The organism is Klebsiella sp. HMSC16C06, from assembly GCF_001808325.1.
GTDB classification, from domain to species: Bacteria; Pseudomonadota; Gammaproteobacteria; order Enterobacterales; family Enterobacteriaceae; genus Klebsiella; species Klebsiella variicola.
Genome location: NZ_KV793024.1, coordinates 304938 through 327695 on the forward strand (window position 1 = coordinate 304938; position 22758 = coordinate 327695).

General features: G+C 57.8%; 20 protein-coding genes. 5 read left to right on the forward strand and 15 right to left on the reverse strand.

All coding sequences use genetic code 11. From position 1 onward, the window contains the following. The first annotated feature begins 61 nt into the window (after window positions 1-61). Window positions 62-484: a DoxX family protein gene (locus tag HMPREF3142_RS25760; protein WP_012540860.1), complete on the forward strand. Its 423-nt coding sequence runs from the start codon at window positions 62-64 to the stop codon at window positions 482-484. Window positions 485-539: 55 nt separating this feature from the next. Here HMPREF3142_RS25760 and glyA read toward each other — a convergent pair whose 3' ends face one another. Further along, window positions 540-1793, reverse strand: coding sequence for a serine hydroxymethyltransferase (glyA, locus tag HMPREF3142_RS25765; RefSeq protein ID WP_008803781.1), 1254 nt, complete (start codon window positions 1791-1793; stop codon window positions 540-542). A 325-nt stretch (window positions 1794-2118) separates the two neighbouring features. On the opposite strand from glyA, the gene hmpA reads away from it, so the two are divergent. Beyond that, a complete protein-coding gene (hmpA, locus tag HMPREF3142_RS25770; protein ID WP_048267967.1) occupies window positions 2119-3309 on the forward strand; it encodes an NO-inducible flavohemoprotein in 1191 nt (396 codons plus the stop codon). A 74-nt stretch (window positions 3310-3383) separates the two neighbouring features. On the opposite strand, the gene glnB is transcribed toward hmpA, so the two are convergent. From glnB to purL, 5 genes are all read right to left on the reverse strand, one after another. Beyond that, complete coding sequence (gene glnB, locus HMPREF3142_RS25775; protein ID WP_002914032.1) at window positions 3384-3722, reverse strand: nitrogen regulatory protein P-II; 339 nt, start codon at window positions 3720-3722, stop codon at window positions 3384-3386. Window positions 3723-3787: 65 nt separating this feature from the next. Further along, window positions 3788-5125 carry a two-component system response regulator GlrR gene (glrR, locus tag HMPREF3142_RS25780; protein WP_008803779.1) on the reverse strand — a complete coding sequence of 446 codons (1338 nt, stop codon included), beginning with the start codon at window positions 5123-5125 and terminating at the stop codon, window positions 3788-3790. Continuing rightward, window positions 5112-5798 (reverse strand): two-component system QseEF-associated lipoprotein QseG, encoded by a 687-nt coding sequence (qseG, locus tag HMPREF3142_RS25785; RefSeq protein ID WP_023298077.1) that lies wholly within the window; start codon window positions 5796-5798, stop codon window positions 5112-5114. Before qseG ends, glrR begins: the two co-directional genes overlap by 14 nt. A 29-nt stretch (window positions 5799-5827) precedes the next feature. Next, a complete protein-coding gene (locus HMPREF3142_RS25790) occupies window positions 5828-7249 on the reverse strand; it encodes a sensor histidine kinase (protein WP_012967434.1) in 1422 nt (473 codons plus the stop codon). Between the two features lie 591 nt (window positions 7250-7840). Next, the gene (gene purL, locus HMPREF3142_RS25795; protein ID WP_070612880.1) at window positions 7841-11728 is read right to left on the reverse strand and encodes a phosphoribosylformylglycinamidine synthase; all 3888 of its coding nucleotides are present in this window, start codon (window positions 11726-11728) and stop codon (window positions 7841-7843) included. 175 nt (window positions 11729-11903) lie between these two features. Between purL and mltF the strand changes: the two genes are divergently transcribed. Further along, complete coding sequence (gene mltF, locus HMPREF3142_RS25800; RefSeq protein ID WP_008803775.1) at window positions 11904-13520, forward strand: membrane-bound lytic murein transglycosylase MltF; 1617 nt, start codon at window positions 11904-11906, stop codon at window positions 13518-13520. Here the strand turns inward: mltF and tadA are convergent. Together tadA and yfhb are read right to left on the reverse strand one after the other, a co-directional pair. Further along, window positions 13517-14026 carry a tRNA adenosine(34) deaminase TadA gene (gene tadA / locus HMPREF3142_RS25805; protein ID WP_032700879.1) on the reverse strand — a complete coding sequence of 170 codons (510 nt, stop codon included), beginning with the start codon at window positions 14024-14026 and terminating at the stop codon, window positions 13517-13519. The genes mltF and tadA overlap by 4 nt on opposite strands. Before the next feature lie 62 nt (window positions 14027-14088). Beyond that, window positions 14089-14724, reverse strand: coding sequence for a phosphatidylglycerophosphatase C (gene yfhb, locus HMPREF3142_RS25810; protein WP_008803773.1), 636 nt, complete (start codon window positions 14722-14724; stop codon window positions 14089-14091). Between the two features lie 212 nt (window positions 14725-14936). Here yfhb and HMPREF3142_RS25815 point away from each other — a divergent pair, with 212 nt between their 5' ends. Further along, entirely contained in the window at window positions 14937-15785 is an 849-nt protein-coding gene (locus HMPREF3142_RS25815) for a MurR/RpiR family transcriptional regulator (protein WP_004144349.1), read from the forward strand. A 56-nt stretch (window positions 15786-15841) separates the two neighbouring features. After that, window positions 15842-16102 carry a YfhL family 4Fe-4S dicluster ferredoxin gene (locus HMPREF3142_RS25820; RefSeq protein ID WP_004144350.1) on the forward strand — a complete coding sequence of 87 codons (261 nt, stop codon included), beginning with the start codon at window positions 15842-15844 and terminating at the stop codon, window positions 16100-16102. Window positions 16103-16114: 12 nt separating this feature from the next. Here the strand turns inward: HMPREF3142_RS25820 and acpS are convergent, their stop codons facing one another. The 7 genes from acpS to lepA all read right to left on the reverse strand — a co-directional run bounded on the left by acpS (window position 16115) and on the right by lepA (window position 22606). Next, on the reverse strand, window positions 16115-16495 hold the full coding sequence (gene acpS, locus HMPREF3142_RS25825; protein WP_008803771.1) for a holo-ACP synthase: 381 nt from the start codon (window positions 16493-16495) through the stop codon (window positions 16115-16117). Further along, window positions 16495-17226 (reverse strand): pyridoxine 5'-phosphate synthase, encoded by a 732-nt coding sequence (gene pdxJ, locus HMPREF3142_RS25830; RefSeq protein WP_016161646.1) that lies wholly within the window; start codon window positions 17224-17226, stop codon window positions 16495-16497. Before pdxJ ends, acpS begins: the two co-directional genes overlap by 1 nt. Before the next feature lie 11 nt (window positions 17227-17237). Continuing rightward, window positions 17238-17975, reverse strand: coding sequence for a DNA repair protein RecO (gene recO, locus HMPREF3142_RS25835; protein WP_039102425.1), 738 nt, complete (start codon window positions 17973-17975; stop codon window positions 17238-17240). An 11-nt stretch (window positions 17976-17986) separates the two neighbouring features. Then, window positions 17987-18892: a GTPase Era gene (gene era, locus HMPREF3142_RS25840; RefSeq protein WP_008803768.1), complete on the reverse strand. Its 906-nt coding sequence runs from the start codon at window positions 18890-18892 to the stop codon at window positions 17987-17989. Further along, window positions 18889-19569 (reverse strand): ribonuclease III, encoded by a 681-nt coding sequence (gene rnc / locus HMPREF3142_RS25845; RefSeq protein WP_002914065.1) that lies wholly within the window; start codon window positions 19567-19569, stop codon window positions 18889-18891. The genes era and rnc overlap by 4 nt, the downstream gene beginning before the upstream one ends. 249 nt (window positions 19570-19818) lie before the next feature. Continuing rightward, window positions 19819-20793: a signal peptidase I gene (gene lepB, locus HMPREF3142_RS25855; RefSeq protein ID WP_008803766.1), complete on the reverse strand. Its 975-nt coding sequence runs from the start codon at window positions 20791-20793 to the stop codon at window positions 19819-19821. A gap of 13 nt (window positions 20794-20806) precedes the next feature. Then, the gene (gene lepA, locus HMPREF3142_RS25860) at window positions 20807-22606 is read right to left on the reverse strand and encodes a translation elongation factor 4 (protein WP_008803765.1); all 1800 of its coding nucleotides are present in this window, start codon (window positions 22604-22606) and stop codon (window positions 20807-20809) included. Window positions 22607-22758: the final 152 nt, after the last annotated feature.

A 22758-nucleotide genomic window follows, 5' to 3' on the forward strand; every position in this document is an offset into this window, starting at 1 on the left:
ATGGCGGCGGGCAAATTTGTGTATTACGTTTAGATCACACTTCTCTCATAACGAGCTGATTATGAACACACTCCGCTATTTTGATTTTGGCGCTTCCCGCTCCTTGCTGCTGCTCATCGCCCGCATCGCCGTGGTGGTCCTGTTTATCCTTTTTGGTTATCCGAAACTGTTAGGCTTTGGCGGTACGGTGCAGTACATGGCCGCCTCCGGCGCGCCGATGCCGACGCTGGCGGCGATTATCGCTGTGATAATGGAGGTCCCTGCGGCGATCTTAATTGTGTTGGGCTTTTTCACCCGCCCGCTGGCGGTCATCTTTATTTTTTATACGCTGGGTACGGCGGTGATTGGCCATCATTACTGGGATATGACCGGCGATGCGGTATTGCCGAACATGATTAATTTCTGGAAAAACGTCAGTATTGCCGGCGCTTTTCTGCTGCTGGCGATTACCGGCCCCGGCGCGATTTCGCTCGACCGCCGCTAATCGGCAGGCACAAAAAAGGCCGCAATCGCGGCCTTTTTTATTGCAACGTTAACGCTTACGCATAAACCGGGAAACGGGCGCAGATATCCAGCACTTTGCCTTTCACACGTTCAATGACCGCTTCGTCATTGATATTGTCCAGCACGTCACACATCCAGCCAGCCAGCTCTTTAACTTCCGCTTCTTTGAAGCCGCGGCGAGTCACAGCCGGAGAACCGATACGGATACCGGAAGTCACGAACGGGCTCTTCGGATCGTTCGGCACGCTGTTTTTGTTCACGGTGATGTTGGCGCGGCCCAGGGCGGCGTCAGCTTCTTTACCGGTCAGGTTTTTATCCACCAGATCCAGCAGGAACAGGTGGTTCTCAGTACCGCCAGAAACCACTTTGTAGCCGCGGTTCAGGAACACTTCCACCATCGCTTTGGCGTTTTTCGCAACCTGCTGCTGGTAAACTTTAAACTCTGGCTCCATCGCTTCTTTCAGCGCCACCGCTTTCGCCGCGATAACGTGCATCAGCGGGCCGCCCTGCGCGCTTGGGAACACGGCAGAGTTCAGTTTTTTGTACAGCTCTTCGCTACCGCCTTTCGCCAGGATCAGGCCGCCGCGCGGACCCGCCAGGGTTTTGTGGGTGGTGGTGGTCACAACGTGAGCATGCGGAACCGGGTTCGGATACACACCCGCGGCAATCAGGCCAGCCACGTGCGCCATATCGACGAACAGGTAAGCGCCGATGCTGTCGGCGATTTCACGCATTTTCGCCCAGTCAACGATACCGGAGTAAGCGGAGAAACCACCGATGATCATCTTCGGTTTGTGTTCCTGAGCCTGCTTCGCCATGTCGTCATAGTCAATTTTACCGGACTCATCAATACCGTAAGGGATGATGTTGTACAGTTTGCCGGAGAAGTTCACCGGAGAGCCGTGAGTCAGGTGGCCGCCCTGCGCCAGGTTCATACCGAGCACGGTATCGCCCGGCTGCAGCAGCGCGGTGTAGACCGCAAAGTTAGCCTGAGAGCCGGAGTGCGGCTGGACGTTAGCATAGTCAGCGCCGAACAGTTCTTTCGCGCGGTCGATAGCCAGTTGCTCAACCACGTCGACATATTCACAGCCGCCGTAGTAACGCTTGCCCGGATACCCTTCAGCATATTTGTTGGTCAGCTGAGAGCCCTGCGCCTGCATGACGCGCGGACTGGTGTAGTTTTCGGAGGCGATCAGTTCGATGTGCTCTTCCTGACGTACTTTTTCCTGCTCCATAGCCTGCCACAGTTCGGCATCATAATCGGCAATGTTCATTTCACGCTTTAACATCCGCATCTCCTGACTCAGCTAACAATAAAATTTCGGCCTAAAAAGGCGGTCCGATTGGACAACGGCCCACAGTATAACCTAATCATTCTGTGATAACAGGTCTTGACAAAGGATTTTACGCAAACGATTGGCTCCGCATGACACAAGGCTTTGAGCAATAACGTCTCTCTCATTATCAACGGATTTCTTTTCAGGTTTGTGATGCAAATTCTTCATGTTGTAACGGCATCGGGGTTAAGTGTTAAAGAACCATTTACATAGCAGGGTTATTTCTATAAGATGCATTTAAAATGCATCAATAAGATAACACACAAGGAAGCACGCTATGCTCGACGCTCAAACCATCGCCACGGTCAAAGCCACCATCCCCCTGCTGGTAGAGACCGGCCCAAAGCTCACCGCCCATTTCTACGATCGTATGTTCGCGCATAATCCGGAGCTCAAAGAGATTTTCAACATGAGCAACCAGCGCAACGGCGATCAGCGCGAAGCGTTATTCAACGCCATTGCCGCCTACGCCAGCAATATCGATAACCTGCCCGCCCTGCTGCCGGCGGTGGAAAAAATTGCCCAGAAACACACCAGCTTCCAGATCAAACCGGAGCAGTACAACATCGTTGGCAGCCATCTGCTGGCGACCCTCGATGAAATGTTCAGCCCGGGTCAGGACGTGCTTGATGCCTGGGGAAAAGCTTACGGCGTGCTGGCGAACGTCTTTATCGGCCGCGAAGCCGAGATCTATCAGCAAAACGCCAGTAAAACCGGCGGCTGGGAAGGGACCCGCGCGTTCCGCATCGTGAAGAAAACCCCGCGCAGCCAGCTTATCACCAGCTTTGAGCTCGAACCGGTTGATGGCCAGCCGGTCGCCGATTACCAGCCTGGCCAGTACCTGGCCATCTGGCTGAAACCGGAAGGCTTCGAATATCAGGAAATTCGTCAATACTCTTTAACCCGCAAAGCAGACGGCAAAGGCTACCGCATCGCGGTAAAACGTGAGGACGGCGGTCAGGTTTCCAGCTGGCTGCATAACCATGCCAGCGAAGGCGATGTGGTCTATTTAGCCGCCCCGGCGGGTGACTTCTTCCTTAACGTTGAACCGCAGACGCCGGTCACCCTGCTCTCCGGGGGCGTCGGGCAAACGCCGATGCTGGCGATGCTGGATGCGCTGGCGAAGAGCGGTCATCAGGGTCAGGTGAACTGGTTCCATGCGGCGGAAAATGGCGACGTTCACGCCTTTGCCGATGAAGTGAGTGCGCTTGGCGCGGCGCTGCCGGCGTTTACCTCTCACGTGTGGTATCGCAACCCGAGCGAAGCCGACCGTCAGACTGGACGTTTTGATAGCGAAGGTTTGATGGATTTAGCGGCAGTGGCGGACAATATTCGCGCCCCGCAGATGCAGTTCTATCTCTGCGGCCCGGTAGCGTTTATGCAGTTTGCAGCGAAGCAGCTGGTAGAATTAGGGGTTAATAAAGACCACATTCATTACGAATGTTTCGGCCCGCATAAGGTCCTGTAAGCCCCGACGACGCGGGGATTTGTAGGCCGGGTAAGCGCAGCCTCACCCGGCAATACTGCAGCGAGCGGCGAGGATTAAATCGCCGCGTCGTCTTCTTCACCGGTACGGATACGAATGACCCGCGCGACGTCGAAGACAAAGATCTTGCCGTCGCCAATCTTGCCGGTCTGCGCCGTACGGATGATGGTATCCACACAGGTATCGACGATATCGTCGGTCACCACGATTTCAATTTTTACTTTTGGCAGAAAATCCACCATGTACTCCGCACCGCGGTACAGCTCGGTATGACCTTTCTGGCGGCCAAAGCCCTTCACTTCCGTCACCGTCATCCCGGTGATGCCGACTTCGGCCAGCGCTTCACGCACGTCATCCAGTTTGAAAGGTTTAATAATCGCATCAATCTTTTTCATGGTGTTCCTGTCTTAGTCGCGTAACCGGTTGCTTACCGTATCATAACTTGCGCTATGTTGCGGAGCTACTCTTTAAAGTCGTTGGCGTCGAGCTCATGGCGCGACAGCAGTTTATAGAATTCGGTGCGGTTGCGCCCTGCCATCCGCGCGGCGTGGGTGACATTGCCTTTAGTAATTTGCAGCAGCTTGCGCAGGTAGTTCAGCTCAAACTGATTGCGCGCCTCCACGAAGGTCGGCAGCGCGGTATTCTCTCCTTCCAGCGCCTGCTCCACCAGCGCGTCGCCAATCACCGGCGACGAGGTCAGGGCCACACACTGCTCAATCACGTTCACCAGCTGGCGCACGTTACCCGGCCACTTGGCGGCCATCAGCCGCTTCATCGCATCGCTGGAAAACGCCCGGACAAACGGCTTATGGCGATCGGCGGACTGGCGCAGCAAATGATTAGCCAGCAGCGGGATATCCTCAGCCCGTTCGGAAAGCGGTGGGATCTTCAGATTCACCACGTTGAGTCGGTAAAACAGATCTTCGCGGAACTCGCCGCGGGCCATCGCCTTCGGCAGGTCGCGATGGGTGGCGGAGATGATCCGCACGTTGATCTCGATATCGCGGTTGCTGCCCAGCGGACGCACCTTACGCTCCTGCAGGACGCGCAGCAGCTTCACCTGCAGCGCAACCGGCATATCACCGATCTCGTCGAGAAACAGCGTACCGCCCTCAGCGGCCTGGAATAATCCTTCACGGTTACTGACCGCGCCGGTAAAGGCGCCCCGCGCATGGCCAAACAGTTCGGATTCGAGCAGCTGTTCCGGCAGCGCGCCGCAGTTGATCGCCACGAACGGTTTATCATGACGCGGGCTGGCGTTATGGATTGCCTGGGCGACGATCTCCTTCCCGGTCCCACTCTGGCCGTTAATCAGCACGCTGACATCCGATTGCGCCACCATCCCGGCCTGCTCAAGCAGACGCAGCATCAGCGGGCTGCGGGTCACAATCGCCTGGCGCCAGGCTTCGTCGGTGGCCGGCGAGCGCTGCTCCAGCGCCTCATCAATGGCTTTATACAAGGCATCTTTATCGACCGGCTTGGTCAGGAAGCTGAACACCCCCTGCTGGGTCGCGGCCACGGCGTCGGGAATCGAACCATGGGCGGTGAGAATAATCACCGGCATGCCGGGCAGCCCCTTCTGGATCTCGCTGAACAGCTGCAGGCCATCCATTTCATCCATCCGCAGATCGCTAATCACCAGATCCACTTTCTCACGCCCCAGCACGCGCAGCGCTTCCGGCCCGCTCTCGGCGGTGACCACGCTGTAGCCTTCGCTGACCAGGCGCATGCCCAGCAGCTTCAACAGCCCCGGATCGTCATCCACCAGCAGCAAACGCGCCGGTTTACGGATCGTCATGGATCACCTCCGGCACTTTTTCGCTGCCGAAGTTGCCGCCCGGCTTGCGGCTGGAGAGCTGGCGTTCGATATCCGTCAGGTTCTCCAGCTTACGGGTGGTCAGCTCCAGCTGTTCGCGCAGCGCCTGCTCCTGCTGTCGCAGCGTCTCCAGTTCGCTATCGCTGGACTGCTGAAGCTTCGCGTAACGGGCACGCTCTTCCACCAGCTGCAGCTGACGGGTCTGGCCGTCGCGCCAAAGCTGATACAGCGGGCGGACCTGAACGGCGATTTGCGGGCTGAAGGTATCGAGACGCGCCACCAGGTCGCGACGCTCGTCGGGAGTAATTTTGGCATCAGCAAGCAGGATGCCGCGACGGAACGCGTCCTGCCAGCTGTCGTCGGTATGGCGTTTCGCCTCCGCCCGCGCCTGCGCCGGTGCGAGGCGATCGGCACAGTCAATGCCCCGCAGCCAGTAGAGGGGATTTTTGTCGCTGGCATCGCTGCTGTGGGCCCAGATGTCCGCGCAGTCTACCGCGACAAAATCGGCCACCTGATGCTGCGCCTGCCCGGGGGCGGCGGTACCTTCCGCGGTATGCGGTGAAAAGCCGGCGGAACACCCCGCCAGCGTCAGACAAGCAATGCCTGAAAGCAGCCATCCGCGAAGGGAACGGCGCCAGGCCAGGAATTGGGACATAGTTCCCCGATATCGATTCATAAGTTGGATTATTCCGGCGCTGAGGGAAGCGTAATGCGAAAACAGACCTGCCCGGCGGGCGCGTCAACTAAGCTGAGCTCCCCTTGCATCTGCCGGACGCAGTCGCGGGCGATACTCAACCCCAGCCCACTGCCCTTAACGGCCCCTTTACGCTGGTGACTCCCCTGGTAAAAAGGCTCGAAAATCATATTCTTTTCCGCGGCCGGGATCGGTTCGCCGCTGTTGGCGACATCAATACGCACCTGCTCTCCGTGCCGGTAGCTGTGGATACGGATGTTACCGGATTCAGCGCCATAGTGCACCGCATTGGAGTAGAGATTATCCATTACGCTTATCAATAGTGCAGGCTCTGCCAGGCAACGCCGCGCCTGCAGCGTCAGTTCAGTATGCATCAGTTTAGCCCGCGCGGGCAGGCTGTGCGCCGCCACGACGTTTTCCACCAGGTCCACCAGATCCACCGCTTCGCGAGCCACCGGGCTGTCGGCCTGTTTTCGGTTGTAATCCAGCAACTGTTCAATCAGCTTTTGCAGGTTACGACTACTGCTGTCGAGGATCTCGACGATCTCCTGCTGCTCAGGGGTCAGTGGCCCGGCGACCCGGTCGGCCAACAGCTCGGTACCTTCACGCATACTGGCCAGCGGGGTTTTCAGCTCATGCGACAGATGACGAAGAAATTGATGCCGCTGCGACTCCAGCCACGCCAGGCGCTCGCTGAGCCAGATGATGCGCTTGCCCACCGAGCGCAGCTCGCGCGGGCCGGTAAACAATGCGGCGTCGTCCAGCGACTTCCCTGCTCCCAGCTGATTGATCATTCTTTCTATGCCTTTCACCGGACCGATAATCATGCGGGTGAAGAGCAGCACCAGCGCCAGGCTCAGCAGAAACAGCACCAGCGCCTGCCAGCCGAAAAACTGGCCGCGTTCGGCAATCTCCTGCTGCAGCTGCTGGCCGCGGGAATAGACGACTGCCCGGGTCGCCTGCACCATATCGCTGTTATTGCTGGCGAAAACTTCCAGTCTGGCGGCCGCCTGGGCATCGGGGCCGCTATTTTTACATTGCAACTGCGCCAGATCGCTGACGTCCTGACGCAGCGCCTGCCAGAGTTTCTCGTCCGGTAGCACGCCGGCATGGGCATCCAGCATCTGGCTGTAGCGCTGTCGCTGATTCTGATACACCCGCGCCAGCGTCGGATCGTCCAGCACGCAGTACTGGCGATAGCTGCGCTCCATCTCCAGCGCAGCATTGATCATCGCCTCGCTGCGTCGGGCATCGACCAGCGTAGTGCGGTTAATATGCGCCGCCTGGGCGCTAAGGGCATTCAGGCTCTGCCAGGCCTGCCACGCCAGCACCAACAGCGGCAGCAGGATCAGCACAAAGGAGAGCGTCACCAGTTGACGCAGCGAACGGGGAAAAAGAGAGAGTCGCTTCAAGGATGTTGTCTCAATCATTAGCTCTGGTCGATGCTAACTGAGGAGCGCGCCGGAGAAAAGCGCTACCGCTGGTTACTGCGCCGCAGAAACAACAAAGCCAGGCGCAAGGCCTGGCTTTGTTCAGGAATGAGGCGGTGCCTTACTCGACGTTTCGCCCGATGTCTGATAAAGCCAGGCTGTTATCAGGAGTTGGACGGCAGGCACCTGTTTGTGCGTCATTCGAAGTTTATGTAGCGCGTCCCGAAGGGGCTGACATAAGAAGGTGAATGAGCCACTGGTTAATATTATGCATGAACTATGCCACCTTTCAAAACATTTTATTAACACGCTGATATATATGATATTAGCTCACGATCATTGCCATACCGGAACCGTACATTTTTTATTCATATTGTCGCTAATTGACGACACTAAACAGGCGTCGCACCACTGCTCAATAAAATCAATATGTTAAGTGTCTCCTATTGACGACACCATAACATAGGGGTTGTCGGCAATTCCCGACACCCTGGCGTGCCGGCCATCACAGATAAAAAAAGCCCCCTGCCTGAGCAGGGGGCTGATACATTCACATGAGGCGCTGCCGGAAGGTTAACCCAGCTGTTTACGCGCGTTACGGAAGATACGCATCCACGGGCTGTCCTCGCCCCAGTTCTCCGGGTGCCAGGAGTTGCTTACGGTGCGGAAGACGCGTTCCGGGTGCGGCATCATGATGGTCGCGCGCCCGCTTTCGCTGGTCACCGCGGTGATACCGTTCGGGGAACCGTTCGGGTTCGCCGGATAGGTTTCGGTCACTTTGCCAAAGTTATCCACGAAGCGCAGCGCCACCAGACCTTTGCTCTCCAGCTGGGCCAGATGCACGCTGTCGCGCACTTCCACCTGACCTTCGCCGTGGGAGACCGCAATCGGCATCCGTGAGCCAACCATGCCTTCCAGCAGCAGGGATGGGCTTTGCGTCACTTCCACCAGGCTAAAGCGCGCTTCGAAGCGGTCAGACTGGTTACGCACAAAGCGCGGCCACAGGTCGCTGCCCGGGATCAGCTCGCGCAGGTTGGACATCATCTGACAGCCGTTGCACACGCCGAGCGCCAGCGTCTGCGGACGATGGAAGAACGTCGCGAACTCATCGCGCACGCGCTCGTTGAACAGAATCGACTTCGCCCAGCCTTCACCCGCGCCCAGCACGTCACCATAGGAGAAGCCGCCGCAGGCCACCAGGGCATGGAAATCCCCCAGACCGGTGCGGCCCGCCAGCAGGTCGCTCATATGCACGTCGATGGCGTCAAAGCCGGCGCGATGGAAGGCTGCCGCCATTTCAACGTGGGAGTTCACCCCCTGCTCGCGCAGGACGGCCACTTTCGGACGCGCGCCGGTGGCAATGTACGGCGCCGCAATGTCGTCATTAATCTCAAACGAAAGCTTCACATTGAGGCCCGGATCGGCGTCATTGGCTTTCGCCTCGTGCTCCTGATCGGCGCAGGCCGGGTTGTCGCGCAGACGCTGCATCTGCCAGGTGGTTTCCGCCCACCACATGCGCAGCGTAGTGCGGCTCTCGCTAAACACCGTCTGACCGTTGGCGGTCAGCACGAAGCGATCGCCCTCGACCGCTTTACCAAGGTAATGCACGCAGTCTGCCAGGCCGTTAACCGCCAGAATGGCTTCCACCGCCTCACGGTCTGCAGCGCGCACCTGGATCACCGCCCCCAGCTCTTCGTTGAACAGCGCGGCCAGACGGTCATCGCCCAGCGCGGCGAAATCTGCTTCCAGGCCACAGTGGCCGGTAAAGGCCATTTCCGCCAGGGTCACCAACAGGCCGCCGTCGGAGCGGTCGTGATAGGCCAGCAGTTTACGCTGCGCCACCAGGGCCTGCATCGCATCCCAGAAGCCTTTCAGCTGAGCGACATCACGCACGTCTGCCGGCTTGTCGCCGAGCTGGCGATAGACCTGCGCCAGCGCCGTCGCGCCCAGCGCGTTGTGCCCTTTACCGAGGTCGATCAGCAGCAGAGCGTTATCTTCTGTAGAAAGCTGCGGCGTGACGGTATGACGAACATCTTCGACACGGGCGAAAGCGGAGATCACCAGCGACAGCGGGGAGGTCATCTCGCGCTGCTCGCTGCCTTCCTGCCAGCGGGTTTTCATCGACATCGAATCTTTACCGACCGGAATGGTCAGGCCCAGCGCCGGACACAGCTCTTCGCCTACCGCTTTCACCGCCTCATACAGGCCAGCGTCTTCGCCCGGGTGACCTGCGGCGGCCATCCAGTTAGCTGACAGTTTCACGCGGTTCAGCTCGCCAATCTGCGTGGCGGCGATGTTGGTCAGCGCTTCGCCGACGGCCAGACGGCCAGAGGCCGCGAAGTCCAGCAGGGCAACCGGGGCGCGCTCGCCCATCGCCATCGCTTCGCCGTAGTAGCTGTCGAGGCTGGCGGTGGTCACCGCGCAGTTGGCCACCGGGATCTGCCACGGGCCGACCATCTGGTCGCGGGCGACCATACCGGTCACGGTGCGGTCGCCGATGGTCACGAGGAAGGTTTTCTCGGCCACCGTCGGCAGGTGCAGAACACGGTTTACCGCATCAGCAAGGGTAATCGGTTGGCGATCCAGCGCGCTGCCCTGGGCTTTCAGGGTCTGCACATCGCGGGTCATTTTCGGCGTTTTGCCGAGCAGAACGTCCAGCGGCAGGTCGATCGGCTGATCGTTAAAGTGGCTGTCGCTCAGGCTCAGGTGCTGCTCCGCGGTAGCTTCGCCGATAACGGCATAAGGCGCGCGTTCGCGGCGGCACAGTTCGTCGAACAGCGGCAGTTGCTCCGGGGCGACCGCCAGAACATAACGCTCCTGCGATTCGTTACACCAGATCTCCAGCGGGCTCATCCCTGGCTCATCGCTGAGAATATCGCGCAGCTGGAATTTACCGCCGCGGCCGCCGTCGCTCACCAGCTCCGGCATGGCGTTGGAGAGACCGCCCGCGCCAACGTCGTGGATAAAGAGGATCGGGTTGGCGTCGCCCAGCTGCCAGCAGCGGTCGATCACTTCCTGACAGCGGCGTTCCATTTCCGGGTTGTCACGCTGTACGGAGGCGAAATCGAGGTCGGCATCGGACTGGCCGGAGGCCATAGAAGAGGCCGCGCCGCCGCCGAGGCCGATGTTCATCGCCGGGCCGCCCAGCACGATCAGCTTCGCCCCGACGGTAATCTCGCCCTTCTGCACATGCTCGCCGCGGATGTTGCCGATACCGCCGGCCAGCATGATCGGTTTGTGGTAGCCACGCAGCTCTTCGCCATTGTGGCTGGTGACTTTCTCTTCATAGGTGCGGAAGTAGCCGTTCAGCGCCGGACGACCAAACTCGTTGTTAAACGCCGCGCCGCCCAGCGGGCCTTCGGTCATGATGTCCAGGGCCGTGACAATGCGGTCCGGTTTACCGAAATCTTCTTCCCACGGCTGCTCGAAGCCCGGAATACGCAGGTTGGAAACCGAGAAGCCCACCAGGCCCGCTTTCGGCTTCGCGCCGCGGCCGGTGGCGCCTTCATCACGGATTTCGCCGCCGGAGCCGGTTGCCGCGCCCGGCCATGGAGAGATGGCCGTCGGGTGGTTATGGGTTTCCACCTTCATCAGAATGTGCGCCGGCTCCTGATGGAAGTCGTAGCGCCCGGTCTGGTGGTCGGCAAAATAGCGCCCCACTTCAGACCCTTCCATCACCGCGGCATTGTCTTTATAGGCCGACAGGACGTAGTCCGGCGTTTTTTCGAAGGTGTTTTTGATCATTTTGAACAGCGACTTCGGCTGCTGTTCGCCGTCGATGATCCAGTCGGCGTTGAAAATCTTGTGGCGGCAATGCTCAGAGTTCGCCTGGGCGAACATATACAGCTCAATATCGTTCGGGTTGCGGCCCAGACGGGTAAACGCATCCTGCAGGTAGTCAATTTCATCATCTGCCAGCGCCAGCCCCAGACGGAGGTTGGCGTCAATCAGCGCCTGACGGCCTTCGCCCAGCAGGTCAACGCTGGTGACCGGCGTCGGCTGATGATGGGCAAACAGCGTCTCGCCCGCTTCCAGGGCGTCGAAGACGCTCTCCATCATGCGGTCGTGCAGTTCCGCCGCCACCGCGGTCCACTGCGCTTCGGTCAGGGTTGAGGCTTCAACGTAATACGCCACGCCGCGCTCCAGGCGCACGACCTGAGTCAGACCGCAGTTGTGAGCGATATCGGTAGCTTTAGAAGACCAGGGAGAGATGGTGCCAGGGCGAGGGGTCACGAGCAGTAATTTACCGGTCGGGGTATGGCTGCTTAAGCTCGGGCCATACTGAAGCAGTCGCGCCAGGCGCTCGCGATCGTCAGCGCTCAGCGGAGCGTTCAGATCGGCAAAATGAATATACTCGGCATATATGGCGCTTACCGGAAGGTTGGCCGCCTGAAATCGTGCCAGCAGTTTATTAATACGGAATGCCGACAGTGCAGGTGAACCACGCAAAATTTCCATCATAAGTCTCTCGTCTTCGAAGCTTTCAGGGTGAGCCAGGGGGGGAAACGGGCGTCATTATAGTGAATCCTGCGCCCCGACGAAACCGTTTGCGTAGAAATAAAATCATTGATGCTGTTTATCAATAAATGTGACGACCATCGCGAATAAGTTGCCAACTGGCGCATTCTTAAGCAGAATGCCGCACATTCGACGACAACCTTGCGTTTTTTCCGGACATCGCCTGCTGAGGAACCTGAAGCTGCAGAAGATTAACGCTCTGAAAAAATTAAAGATTAATTATCTGCTGATCGGCATTGTCACCCTTTTGCTGGCGGCGGCCCTGTGGCCGTCAATCCCCTGGTCCAGTAAACCCGAGAACCGGGTGGCGGGTATTATCGCTCGCGGCGAGCTGCGCATCAGCACCATCAACTCGCCGATGACCTTCGCCACCATGAACGATAAAACGTTCGGTCTGGATTATGAACTGGCGAAGCAGTTTGCTGACTATCTGGGCGTGACGCTTAAGATAACCGTCCGGCAGAATATCAGCCAGCTGTTTGACGACCTCGACGACGGTCAGGCCGATATGCTGGCTGCCGGTCTGGTTTATAACCAGGAGCGGGTGAAAAACTACCAGGCTGGCCCCACCTACTATTCTGTTTCCCAACAGCTGGTCTATCGTGTCGGTAATATCCGGCCGCGCACTCTCGCGTCGCTAACCGCCGAGCAACTCACTATCGCTCCGGGCCACGTGGCGATCAACGACCTGCAGGCCTTAAAAGCGGAGAAATATCCGGATCTTACCTGGCGCGTGGACGAGAAGCGCGGTACCACGGCGCTGATGCAGGCGGTGATTGACGGCAAACTCGATTACACCGTCGCCGATTCGGTGGCCGTCAGCCTGTTTCAGCGCGTCCATCCGGAGCTGGCGGTGGCCCTGGATATCACCGACGAACAGCCGGTCACCTGGTTTAGCGCCCGGGGCGAAGATAATTCGCTGTCGGCCGCAATGCTTGATTTCTTCAATAACATTAATGAAGACGGGACGCTGGCGCGCCTGGAGGAGAAATACCTCGGCCACGGCAACGACTTCGATTATGTCGACACCCGCACCTTCCTCCGTGCAGTGGAAAATATTCTCCCGGACGTGCAGCCACTATTTGAAAAGTACGCCCGCGAGATTGACTGGCGCCTGCTGGCCGCGATCGCCTGGCAGGAATCCCACTGGGATCCGCAGGCCACTTCCCCCACCGGCGTGCGCGGCATGATGATGCTAACGCGCAACACCGCGCAAAGTCTGGGACTGACTGACCGGACCGATGCGGCGCAGAGTATCGACGGCGGCATGCGCTATCTGCAGGATATGATGGATAAAGTGCCGGATTCGATTCCGAAAGACGAACGCATCTGGTTTGCGCTGGCTGCTTACAATATGGGCTATGCCCATATGCTGGACGCCATGGCGCTCACCCGCAAACAAAAAGGCAATCCCAACAGCTGGGCAGACGTTAAGCTGCGTTTACCCCTGTTGAGCCAGAAGCCCTATTACAGCAAACTTAAATACGGCTACGCGCGCGGCCATGAGGCCTACGCCTATGTGGAAAACATCCGCAAATATCAGATAAGCCTTGTCGGCTATTTGTCAGAGAAGGAGCGCCAGCAACAGCAAACGCTGGCCCTGGCGGAGGATTACCCGGCCGTGCTCCCGAATGAACTCGAACAGCCGCAGGAGACCACCCTGCCCTTTTTCAAGTTTCGCGCCGATAAGCAGATGGATAATGCCCGGTTAAAACTCCCCGGCCACCTGTATTAACCTTCTCCGGTCTGCTCCCGGGCTTTCTTCAGCGCTTTTTTCTCTTCCCGCCGCCAGCGAAAGAAGTCGCTCAGCATGGTAGAGCAGGACTCCGCCAGCACACCTTCGCTTATTTCAACCCGATGATTCATTCCCGGATGGTGCAGGACATCTATTAGCGAGCCAGCGGCGCCGGTCTTGGCATCCCTGGCGCCAAAGACCAGGCGGGCGATACGGCTGTGCACCATGGCGCCAGCACACATGACGCAAGGCTCCAGGGTCACGTACAGCGTGGCGTCGATCAGGCGATAGTTTTGCAGCACCAGCCCGCCCTGGCGTAAAGCCATAATTTCCGCGTGAGCGGTGGGGTCGTGACGGCCGATCGGCCGGTTCCAGCCCTCGCCGATGACCTGGTTGTTATACACCAGCACCGCGCCCACCGGCACCTCGCCCTCTTCCCAGGCGCGCTTTGCCAGCGTCAGGGCATGACGCATCCAGTATTCATCATTGAGTTCGAGGTCAGACACAGCGGCCACTCCAGCAGAAAAAGCGGGGCGCATTATACATGGGCGCTATCAATTACACACTATTACTCCAGCTGCTGGAGCTCTCCCTGAGGCGTTACCCGCCAGCGATGCTGGCAAAAGCCGAGCAACGGGTTGTCCTGCTCGCTGTCGCTATAGCCGCTGTACAGCCGCAGCGGCGCGCCAATCTTTTTCTCCAGCTGCACCACTTTTTCATGCCCCAGGCAGCGCAGGGTCAATACCCAGCCGCCCCAGCGGCGCGCGGTGCGGCTGGCTATCAGATTCACCCGCGGCAGCCAGAGAGTATCGCGATAGACCTGCTCCACCAGCGACTGCGGCGAGCCGGTGATCAACCAGACGTCGGCATCGGTACTGGTCAGGTAGGCCGTGAGCCGCGCATGAACCACCGGAAACGCCGTCACATGATGGCGAAACCAGCCGACAAATTCCGCTTCCAGCCGCTTCAGTACCGCCTCGCGACGGCCAAAGGTTGACGCCCACAGCAGGAGGCTCATTGGCCAGCGCGCCGCCCGCCCACACACCGCCAGCCCGGCAAGGATCGCCGGCCCCATCGCCACCACCAGCAGCAGGTTTAGCGGCAGATTACGCAGCAGGTAGCGCAGGAAACTGCCGAACATATCCTGCTGATGCAAGGTTCCGTCCAGATCGAAAAACACCACTTTCCGTTCATTGTGCTGCAAACTGCCTCCTTATGTCAGGACTCGCTTCTCGTTAGGTTAAGCTTAACAGCCTTACGCCGCGAAGAGGGAAAACATCCCCTGCCGTTAAGGAACAATTAAATTAGCAGGCGAAGGAAAAATTGTGGCTCAAGAATTTTTAATTCGTGGTATACCCCTTATAATCGAATAAAAATTCTGTCAGTCACGAGCCGGACGGCTCCAGCGGAGCTCCAATGAACTGTTTAACGCGTATTCGTCAGCGCTATCCCACCCTGGCGGCGAGCGACAAAAAGTTGGCCGATTATATTCTGAGCCAGCCCGATGAGACCCGGCACCTCAGCTCGCAGCAGCTGGCGGCGGAAGCCGGTGTGAGTCAGTCCAGCGTGGTTAAATTTGCCCAGAAACTGGGGTTCAAAGGCTTTCCGGCGCTGAAGCTGGCGCTGAGTGAAGCGCTGGCCAGCAGCCCGGATCCGCACTCGGTTCCGGTACATAACCACATTCGCGGTGACGACCCGCTGCGTCTGGTCGGCGAGAAACTCATTAAAGACAATGTCGCCGCCATGCATGCCTCGCTGGACGTCAATACTGAAGAGACGCTGCGGGAAGCCGTCACGCTGCTGCGCAACGCCCGGCGGGTGATCGTCACCGGCATCGGCGCGTCCGGTCTGGTGGCGCGTAACTTTAGCTGGAAGCTGATGAAGATCGGCATCAACGCGGTTTCTGAGCAGGATATGCACGCCCTGCTGGCGACAGTGCAGGCCATGTCCAGCGACGATCTGCTGCTGGCGATCTCTTACTCCGGCGAGCGCCGGGAGATCAATATGGCGGCAGGTGAAGCGCTGCGCGTGGGCTGCAAGATCCTGGCGATCACCGGCTTTAGCCCTAACGCCCTGCAGCAGCAGGCAACCCACTGCCTGTATACCATTGCCGAAGAGCAGGCGACGCGCAGCGCGGCCATCTCCTCCACCAGCGCGCAAATGATGCTCACCGACCTGCTGTTTATGGGGCTGGTGCAGCAGGATCTGGAGCGGGCGCCGGAGCGCATTCGCCATAGCGAAGCGCTGGTGAAAAAGCTGGTCTGAGCAGAAAATGGGCGTATAATGCCCGCCCTGTTTGTGTTGTTTCTGAGACTTTCCTGATGGCGCTGTTAATTACCAAAAAATGCATCAACTGCGATATGTGCGAACCGGAGTGCCCGAATGAGGCCATTTCGATGGGTGATAGCATTTATGAAATTAACAGCGACCGCTGCACCGAGTGCGTGGGTCATTACGACACGCCAACCTGCCAGAAAGTGTGCCCGATCCCGAATACGATCCTGAAAGATCCGGCACACGTCGAGAGTGAAGAACAGCTGTGGGACAAATTCGTGCTGATGCACCACGCGGATAAAATTTAACCGCCATCCTGGCTAGCTTTCGACAATCACCGTGGCGCAGGCGTAGTGGCGTTCATCGGCGAGGGTGACATGAATAGCCCTTACCCCCATTCGTTCCGCCAAAAGCTTTGCTTCGCCCCATAGCCGCAGCTTCGGCTTGCCCAGCTCGTCGTTGTATACCTCGAACTGATTAAACGCCAGTCCGTTACGGATCCCGGTTCCCAGCGCTTTCGCCGCCGCTTCCTTGACCGCAAAGCGTTTCGCCAGGAAACGCACCGGCTGCTGGTGCTGCTCCCAGATGCTCCATTCATGGTCGCTCAGCACCCGGCGGGCAAGGCGATCGCCGCTGCGGGCGATCACCGCTTCGATGCGGGCGATCTCGACGATGTCGGTACCCAGCCCGAGAATGGCCATTAGCCGCGCGCTTCCAGCATCAGACGCTTCATTTCCGCGACCGCCTCTTTCAGGCCACTCATCACTGCGCGACCGATAATCGCATGGCCGATATTCAGCTCATGCATTTCCGGCAGCGCAGCAATCGCTTTCACGTTGTGATAGGTCAGACCGTGGCCGGCATTCACCTTCAGGCCAAGGCTGGCGGCATAGGTGGCCGCTTTGGCAATACGTTCCAGCTCCTTCGCCTGCTCAGCATCGGTTTTGGCATCGGCATAGCAGCCGGTGTGAATTTCGATATAGGGCGCGCCAACGTCTGCCGCCGCTTTGATCTGCTCGTTATCCGCATCGATAAACAGAGAGACCAGGATACCGGCATCCGCCAGACGTTGGCAGGCATCGCGCATCTTGTCGCGCTGCCCGGCAACGTCCAGTCCGCCTTCGGTAGTGACTTCCTGACGTTTCTCCGGCACCAGGCAGCAGAAGTGTGGTTTGGTTTCGCAGGCGATCGTCAGCATCTCTTCGGTGACCGCCATTTCAAGATTCATCCGGGTGTGCAGCGTCTCGCGCAGGATACGCACATCGCGATCGGTAATATGGCGACGGTCTTCGCGCAGATGCACGGTGATGCCGTCAGCGCCGGCCTGCTCGGCAATGAACGCTGCCTGAACCGGATCCGGATAGGCGGTGCCGCGCGCGTTACGCAAGGTCGCGATATGGTCAATATTGACCCCTAACAGTAATTCAGCCATGACAATCCTCATTAATCATTATTCGTATTATCCGCCCGCACCTTTCGCGCGGGCATAAACTGGCGAAACAATTCCCGACTCTTAAGCGGTTTGCCGCCAAGATAGGGCTTCAGGGCGATACGGGTAAAGCGCTTCGCGGCGCGCAGCGTATCAACATCTGGAAATTCGCGACTCGCCAACGCTTTCAAATGGTGCCCGGTAAACGTGTTGTTATCAATCACCAGGCTGGCAATAAAGCCCTTTTCTTCGCGATAGCGATAGGTCATGGTGTCATCCACCGGCTCACCGCTGCCCGCGCAGTGAAGAAAATCCACGCCATAGCCCAGGTGCCCGAGCAGCGCCAGCTCAAAACGTCGCAACGCGGGCTCCGGCGAGCCGCTGGTTCCGGCAAGCGCCTGAATGCAGTGCAGATAGTCAAAAAAGAGTTCGGAGAAGCGTGTTTCGTGCTCCAGCACGCGGGAGATAAGCTCGTTCACATAGAGACCGCTGTAGAGCGTGATACCACTGAGCGGCAGCGCCAGCGAGACGGCTTCCGCGCTGCGCAGGGTTTTGACTTCGCCGCGGCCGCCGAAGCGAACCAGTAAGGGGGTAAAGGGCTGTAAAGCGCCTTTGAGATTAGAGCGTTTGGAGCGTGCGCCTTTGGCCACCAGGCGCACACGACCCGATTCTTCCGTGAAGACGTCCAGCATCAGGCTGGTTTCGCTCCACGGTCGGCTATGCAGGACAAAGGCGCGCTGCCATCCATCCACGTTGCGTTAACTCAGAGGTCGTCAACGTAACCGAGACTGCGCAGGGCGCGCTCGTCATCGGCCCAGCCGGATTTCACTTTGACCCACAGCTCGAGGTGTACCGGCGCTTCAAACATGTCCTGCATGTCCTTACGCGCTTCGATACCGATGGTTTTAATTTTGGCGCCTTTATTGCCAATCACCATCTTCTTCTGCCCTTCGCGCTCGACAAGGATCAGGCCGTTGATATCGTAGCCGCCGCGCTCATTGGTTACGAAACGTTCGATTTCCACAGTGACGGAGTACGGCAGCTCAGCACCGAGAAAACGCATCAGTTTTTCACGGATGATCTCGGAGGCCATAAAGCGCTGGGAACGATCGGTAATATAATCTTCCGGGAAGTGATGGATCGCTTCCGGCAGATGCTTACGCACGATCGCCGCGATAGTATCGACGTTGGTGCCGGTTTCCGCAGAGATCGGCACAATGTCGAGGAAGTTCATCTGGCTGGCGAGGAACTGCAGGTGCGGCAATAGCTCCGCTTTGTCCTGCACGTTATCCACCTTATTGACCGCGAGGATCACTGGCGCTTTCGCGTCACGCAGCTTGTTGAGCACCATCTCGTCGTCTTGCGTCCAGCGAGTGCCTTCCACCACGAAAATGACCAGTTCAACATCGCCAATTGAGCTGCTGGCCGCTTTGTTCATTAAGCGGTTAATGGCACGCTTCTCTTCCATATGCAGGCCCGGGGTATCGACGTAAATCGCCTGATACGGCCCTTCGGTATGGATACCGACGATGCGGTGACGCGTCGTTTGCGCTTTTCGGGAAGTGATCGAAATCTTCTGCCCAAGCAGCTTATTCAACAGCGTGGATTTGCCAACGTTTGGACGACCAACGATGGCGACAAATCCGCAATAACTTTTTTCTTCGCTCATTCCAGCTCCAGTTTTTTCAGCGCCTGTTCGGCGGCAGCCTGCTCCGCCTTGCGACGGCTGGAACCTGTGCCAACCACCGGTTCACTCAGGCCACTGACCTGGCAGTGGATAGTAAATTCCTGATCGTGCGCTTCGCCACGCACCTGGACCACCAGGTAGGACGGCAGCGGCAGATGACGTCCCTGCAGATACTCCTGCAGACGCGTCTTCGGATCCTTTTGCTTATCGCCCGGACTGATTTCGTCCAGACGGGTCTGATACCAGGAGAGGATTAAGCGTTCAACGTTCTGAATATCGCTGTCGAGGAAAACCCCGCCAATTAACGCTTCAACGGTGTCCGCGAGAATGGATTCGCGACGGAAACCGCCGCTTTTCAGTTCGCCCGGCCCGAGGCGCAGACACTCACCCAGTTCAAACTCGCGAGCGATCTCCGCCAGCGTGTTGCCACGCACCAGCGTCGCGCGCATGCGGCTCATATCGCCTTCGTCTACGCGAGGAAAACGATGATAGAGCGCATTCGCGATCACAAAACTTAAAATGGAGTCACCTAAAAACTCCAGGCGCTCATTATGTTTGCTGCTGGCACTGCGGTGAGTTAATGCCTGTTGCAACAGCTCCTGATGATGAAAAGTGTAGCCCAGCTTTCGTTGAAGCCGATTAATTACGATGGGGTTCATGCGTTACCAATAAATGAATGCGTCAAAGATGCAGCACACGAAACCGACCTGAGCATACGCTTCATACAGCAAGTTGAAACAGTCCAATACGCTTTCGTGTGCAGTGTCACCCGGCAGAGCGACAACCAAAAACTTCGGGGGGATATTCTATACGCAACGACACGTGATGTCGTTAGTTTGAATGGATTTAAATATTAAATAATTCACGTCGCTGCGGTTATCGCAGCGACGTGAATTCAACAGGGGAAATTAATGAATTCCACCAATGCGCGATAACCGCACGCCGGTCGGCCATTCACCTTCCTGTTTTTCAAAACTCATCCAGATAGCGGTCGCTTTTCCGACCAGGTTCGCTTCCGGCACAAAGCCCCAGTAGCGGCTGTCGGCGCTGTTATCCCGGTTGTCACCCATCATAAAATACTGACCGGGCGGTACAATCCAGGTGGCCAGCGGCAGGCCGGACTGATGGTAGTACATCCCAACCTGATCCTGGGCGATCGGCACCATCAGAATACGGTGCGTGACGTCGCCCAGCGTCTCCTGACGCTCGGTCAGACGAATGCCGTCCGCTTTGGTTTCGCCCTTCGGCAACTGCCAGAAACCGCTGGACGCTTCGCCGCCGTTGCTGCGGGAGAAGGTCTGAACGAAATCGCTCGGCTCAACATTGGAATAGGTCACCGGCAGCGCGTTGCCGCAGGCCTGTCCGGAGCTGCAGCCCGGCTGAATAGTGACCTGCTTGGCAACCGGATCGTAGGTGACTTTATCGCCCGGTAATCCCACCGCGCGCTTAATGTAGTCGAGACGCGGATCTTCCGGATATTTAAACACCACGATGTCGCCGCGCTTTGGATGACCCGTTTCGATCAGCGTTTTCTGGTAGATCGGATCTTTAATGCCGTAAGCGAATTTCTCCACCAGGATGAAATCGCCAATCAGCAGGGTCGGCATCATCGAACCTGACGGGATCTGGAAAGGTTCATAGATAAACGAACGCACAATCAGCACAATCGCCAGCACCGGGAAGACCGAGGCGCCAGTTTCCAGCCAGCCCGGTTTCGGGCCCACTTTCTTCAGCGTTTTCTTATCCAGTTGCTCGCCGGTCGCTGCCTGAGCAGCGGCCTGACGCTCACGACGTTTTGGTGCGAAGATGAACTTATCCAGACACCACAACAGCCCTGTCACAAGGGTCGCAATGACCAAAATCAGGGCAAACATGTTCGCCATGCCAACTCCTTAATTATTTGCCGTCTTTACCAACGTGCAGAATGGCGAGGAACGCTTCCTGCGGCAGTTCAACGTTACCGACCTGCTTCATACGCTTCTTACCTTCTTTCTGCTTCTGCAGCAGCTTTTTCTTACGGCTGACGTCGCCGCCGTAGCATTTCGCCAGGACGTTTTTACGCAGCTGTTTCACAGTAGAGCGCGCGATGATGTGGTTGCCGATAGCCGCCTGAATGGCGATATCGAACTGCTGACGCGGGATCAGCTCTTTCATCTTCTCGACCAGTTCGCGACCACGATAAGGGGCGTTGTCGTTGTGGGTGATCAGCGCCAGCGCATCGACACGCTCGCCGTTGATCAGCACGTCAACGCGCACCATGTTCGAGGCCTGGAAGCGTTTGAAGTTATAATCCAGCGACGCATAGCCACGGGAGGTAGACTTCAGGCGGTCGAAGAAGTCGAGAACCACTTCCGCCATCGGGATTTCGTAGGTCAGCGCCACCTGTTTACCGTGGTAAACCATGTTGGTCTGCACGCCACGCTTCTCGATACACAGGGTGATCACGTTGCCGAGGAACTCCTGCGGCAGCAGCATGTGACACTCGGCGATAGGCTCACGCAGCTCCTGAATATTATTCAGCGGCGGCAGCTTGGACGGGCTATCGACGTAGATAACTTCTTTGGAGGTCGTTTCCACTTCATAGACTACCGTCGGCGCCGTGGTAATCAGGTCAAGATCGTACTCACGCTCCAGACGCTCCTGAATGATTTCCATGTGCAACAGGCCGAGGAAGCCGCAGCGGAAGCCAAAGCCCAGCGCCGTTGAGCTTTCCGGCTCATAGAACAAGGAAGCATCGTTCAGACTCAGTTTACCCAGCGCATCACGGAAGTTTTCATAGTCATCAGAGCTCACCGGGAACAGACCGGCATAGACCTGCGGCTTCACTTTTTTGAAGCCCGGCAGCGCTTTATCCGCTGGATTACGCGCCGCGGTCAGGGTATCGCCCACCGGCGCGCCGAGGATGTCTTTGATCGCGCAGACCAGCCAGCCTACCTCGCCGCATTTCAGCTCGGTACGGTCGACCTGTTTCGGGGTGAAGATGCCCAGACGGTCAGCGTTATAGACCTGGCCGGTGCTCATCACCTTAATTTTATCGCCCTTGCGCATGGTGCCGTTTTTAATACGCACCAGCGACACGACGCCTAAGTAGTTATCGAACCAGGAGTCGATGATCAGCGCCTGCAGCGGCGCGTCCGGATCGCCTTCCGGCGGCGGAATATCGCGCACCAGACGTTCCAGCACGTCCGGCACGCCAACGCCGGTTTTCGCCGAGCAGCGAACCGCGTCGTGAGCATCGATACCGACGATATCTTCAATCTCGTCCGCTACGCGCTCCGGATCGGCCGCAGGCAGGTCGATCTTGTTGAGCACCGGAACGACTTCGAGGTCCATTTCCATGGCGGTATAGCAGTTCGCCAGGGTCTGGGCTTCTACGCCCTGCCCGGCGTCAACCACCAGCAGCGCGCCTTCGCACGCCGCCAGGGAGCGCGATACTTCATAGGAGAAGTCAACGTGGCCCGGGGTGTCGATAAAGTTGAGCTGATAAGTTTCACCATCGCTGGCTTTATAGTCCAGGGTGACGCTCTGCGCCTTGATGGTAATCCCGCGCTCACGTTCAAGGTCCATGGAGTCCAGAACCTGGGCCGCCATTTCGCGATCAGAAAGGCCACCGCAAATCTGGATGATACGGTCAGACAGCGTCGACTTACCGTGGTCGATGTGAGCGATGATCGAAAAGTTACGTATATTCTTCATATTTAGAGTTAATTATGCCTTACGAGTATCATGAGGCCGCTGTACTGTGCCTGACGTTTTTTAATCCGAAAACGCCGCATTCTACACTACATCCGTGAAACCAGGAAATGCTGTTAGATCCAGCATAACGGCAGAAATTGTGGCGTTGTTAC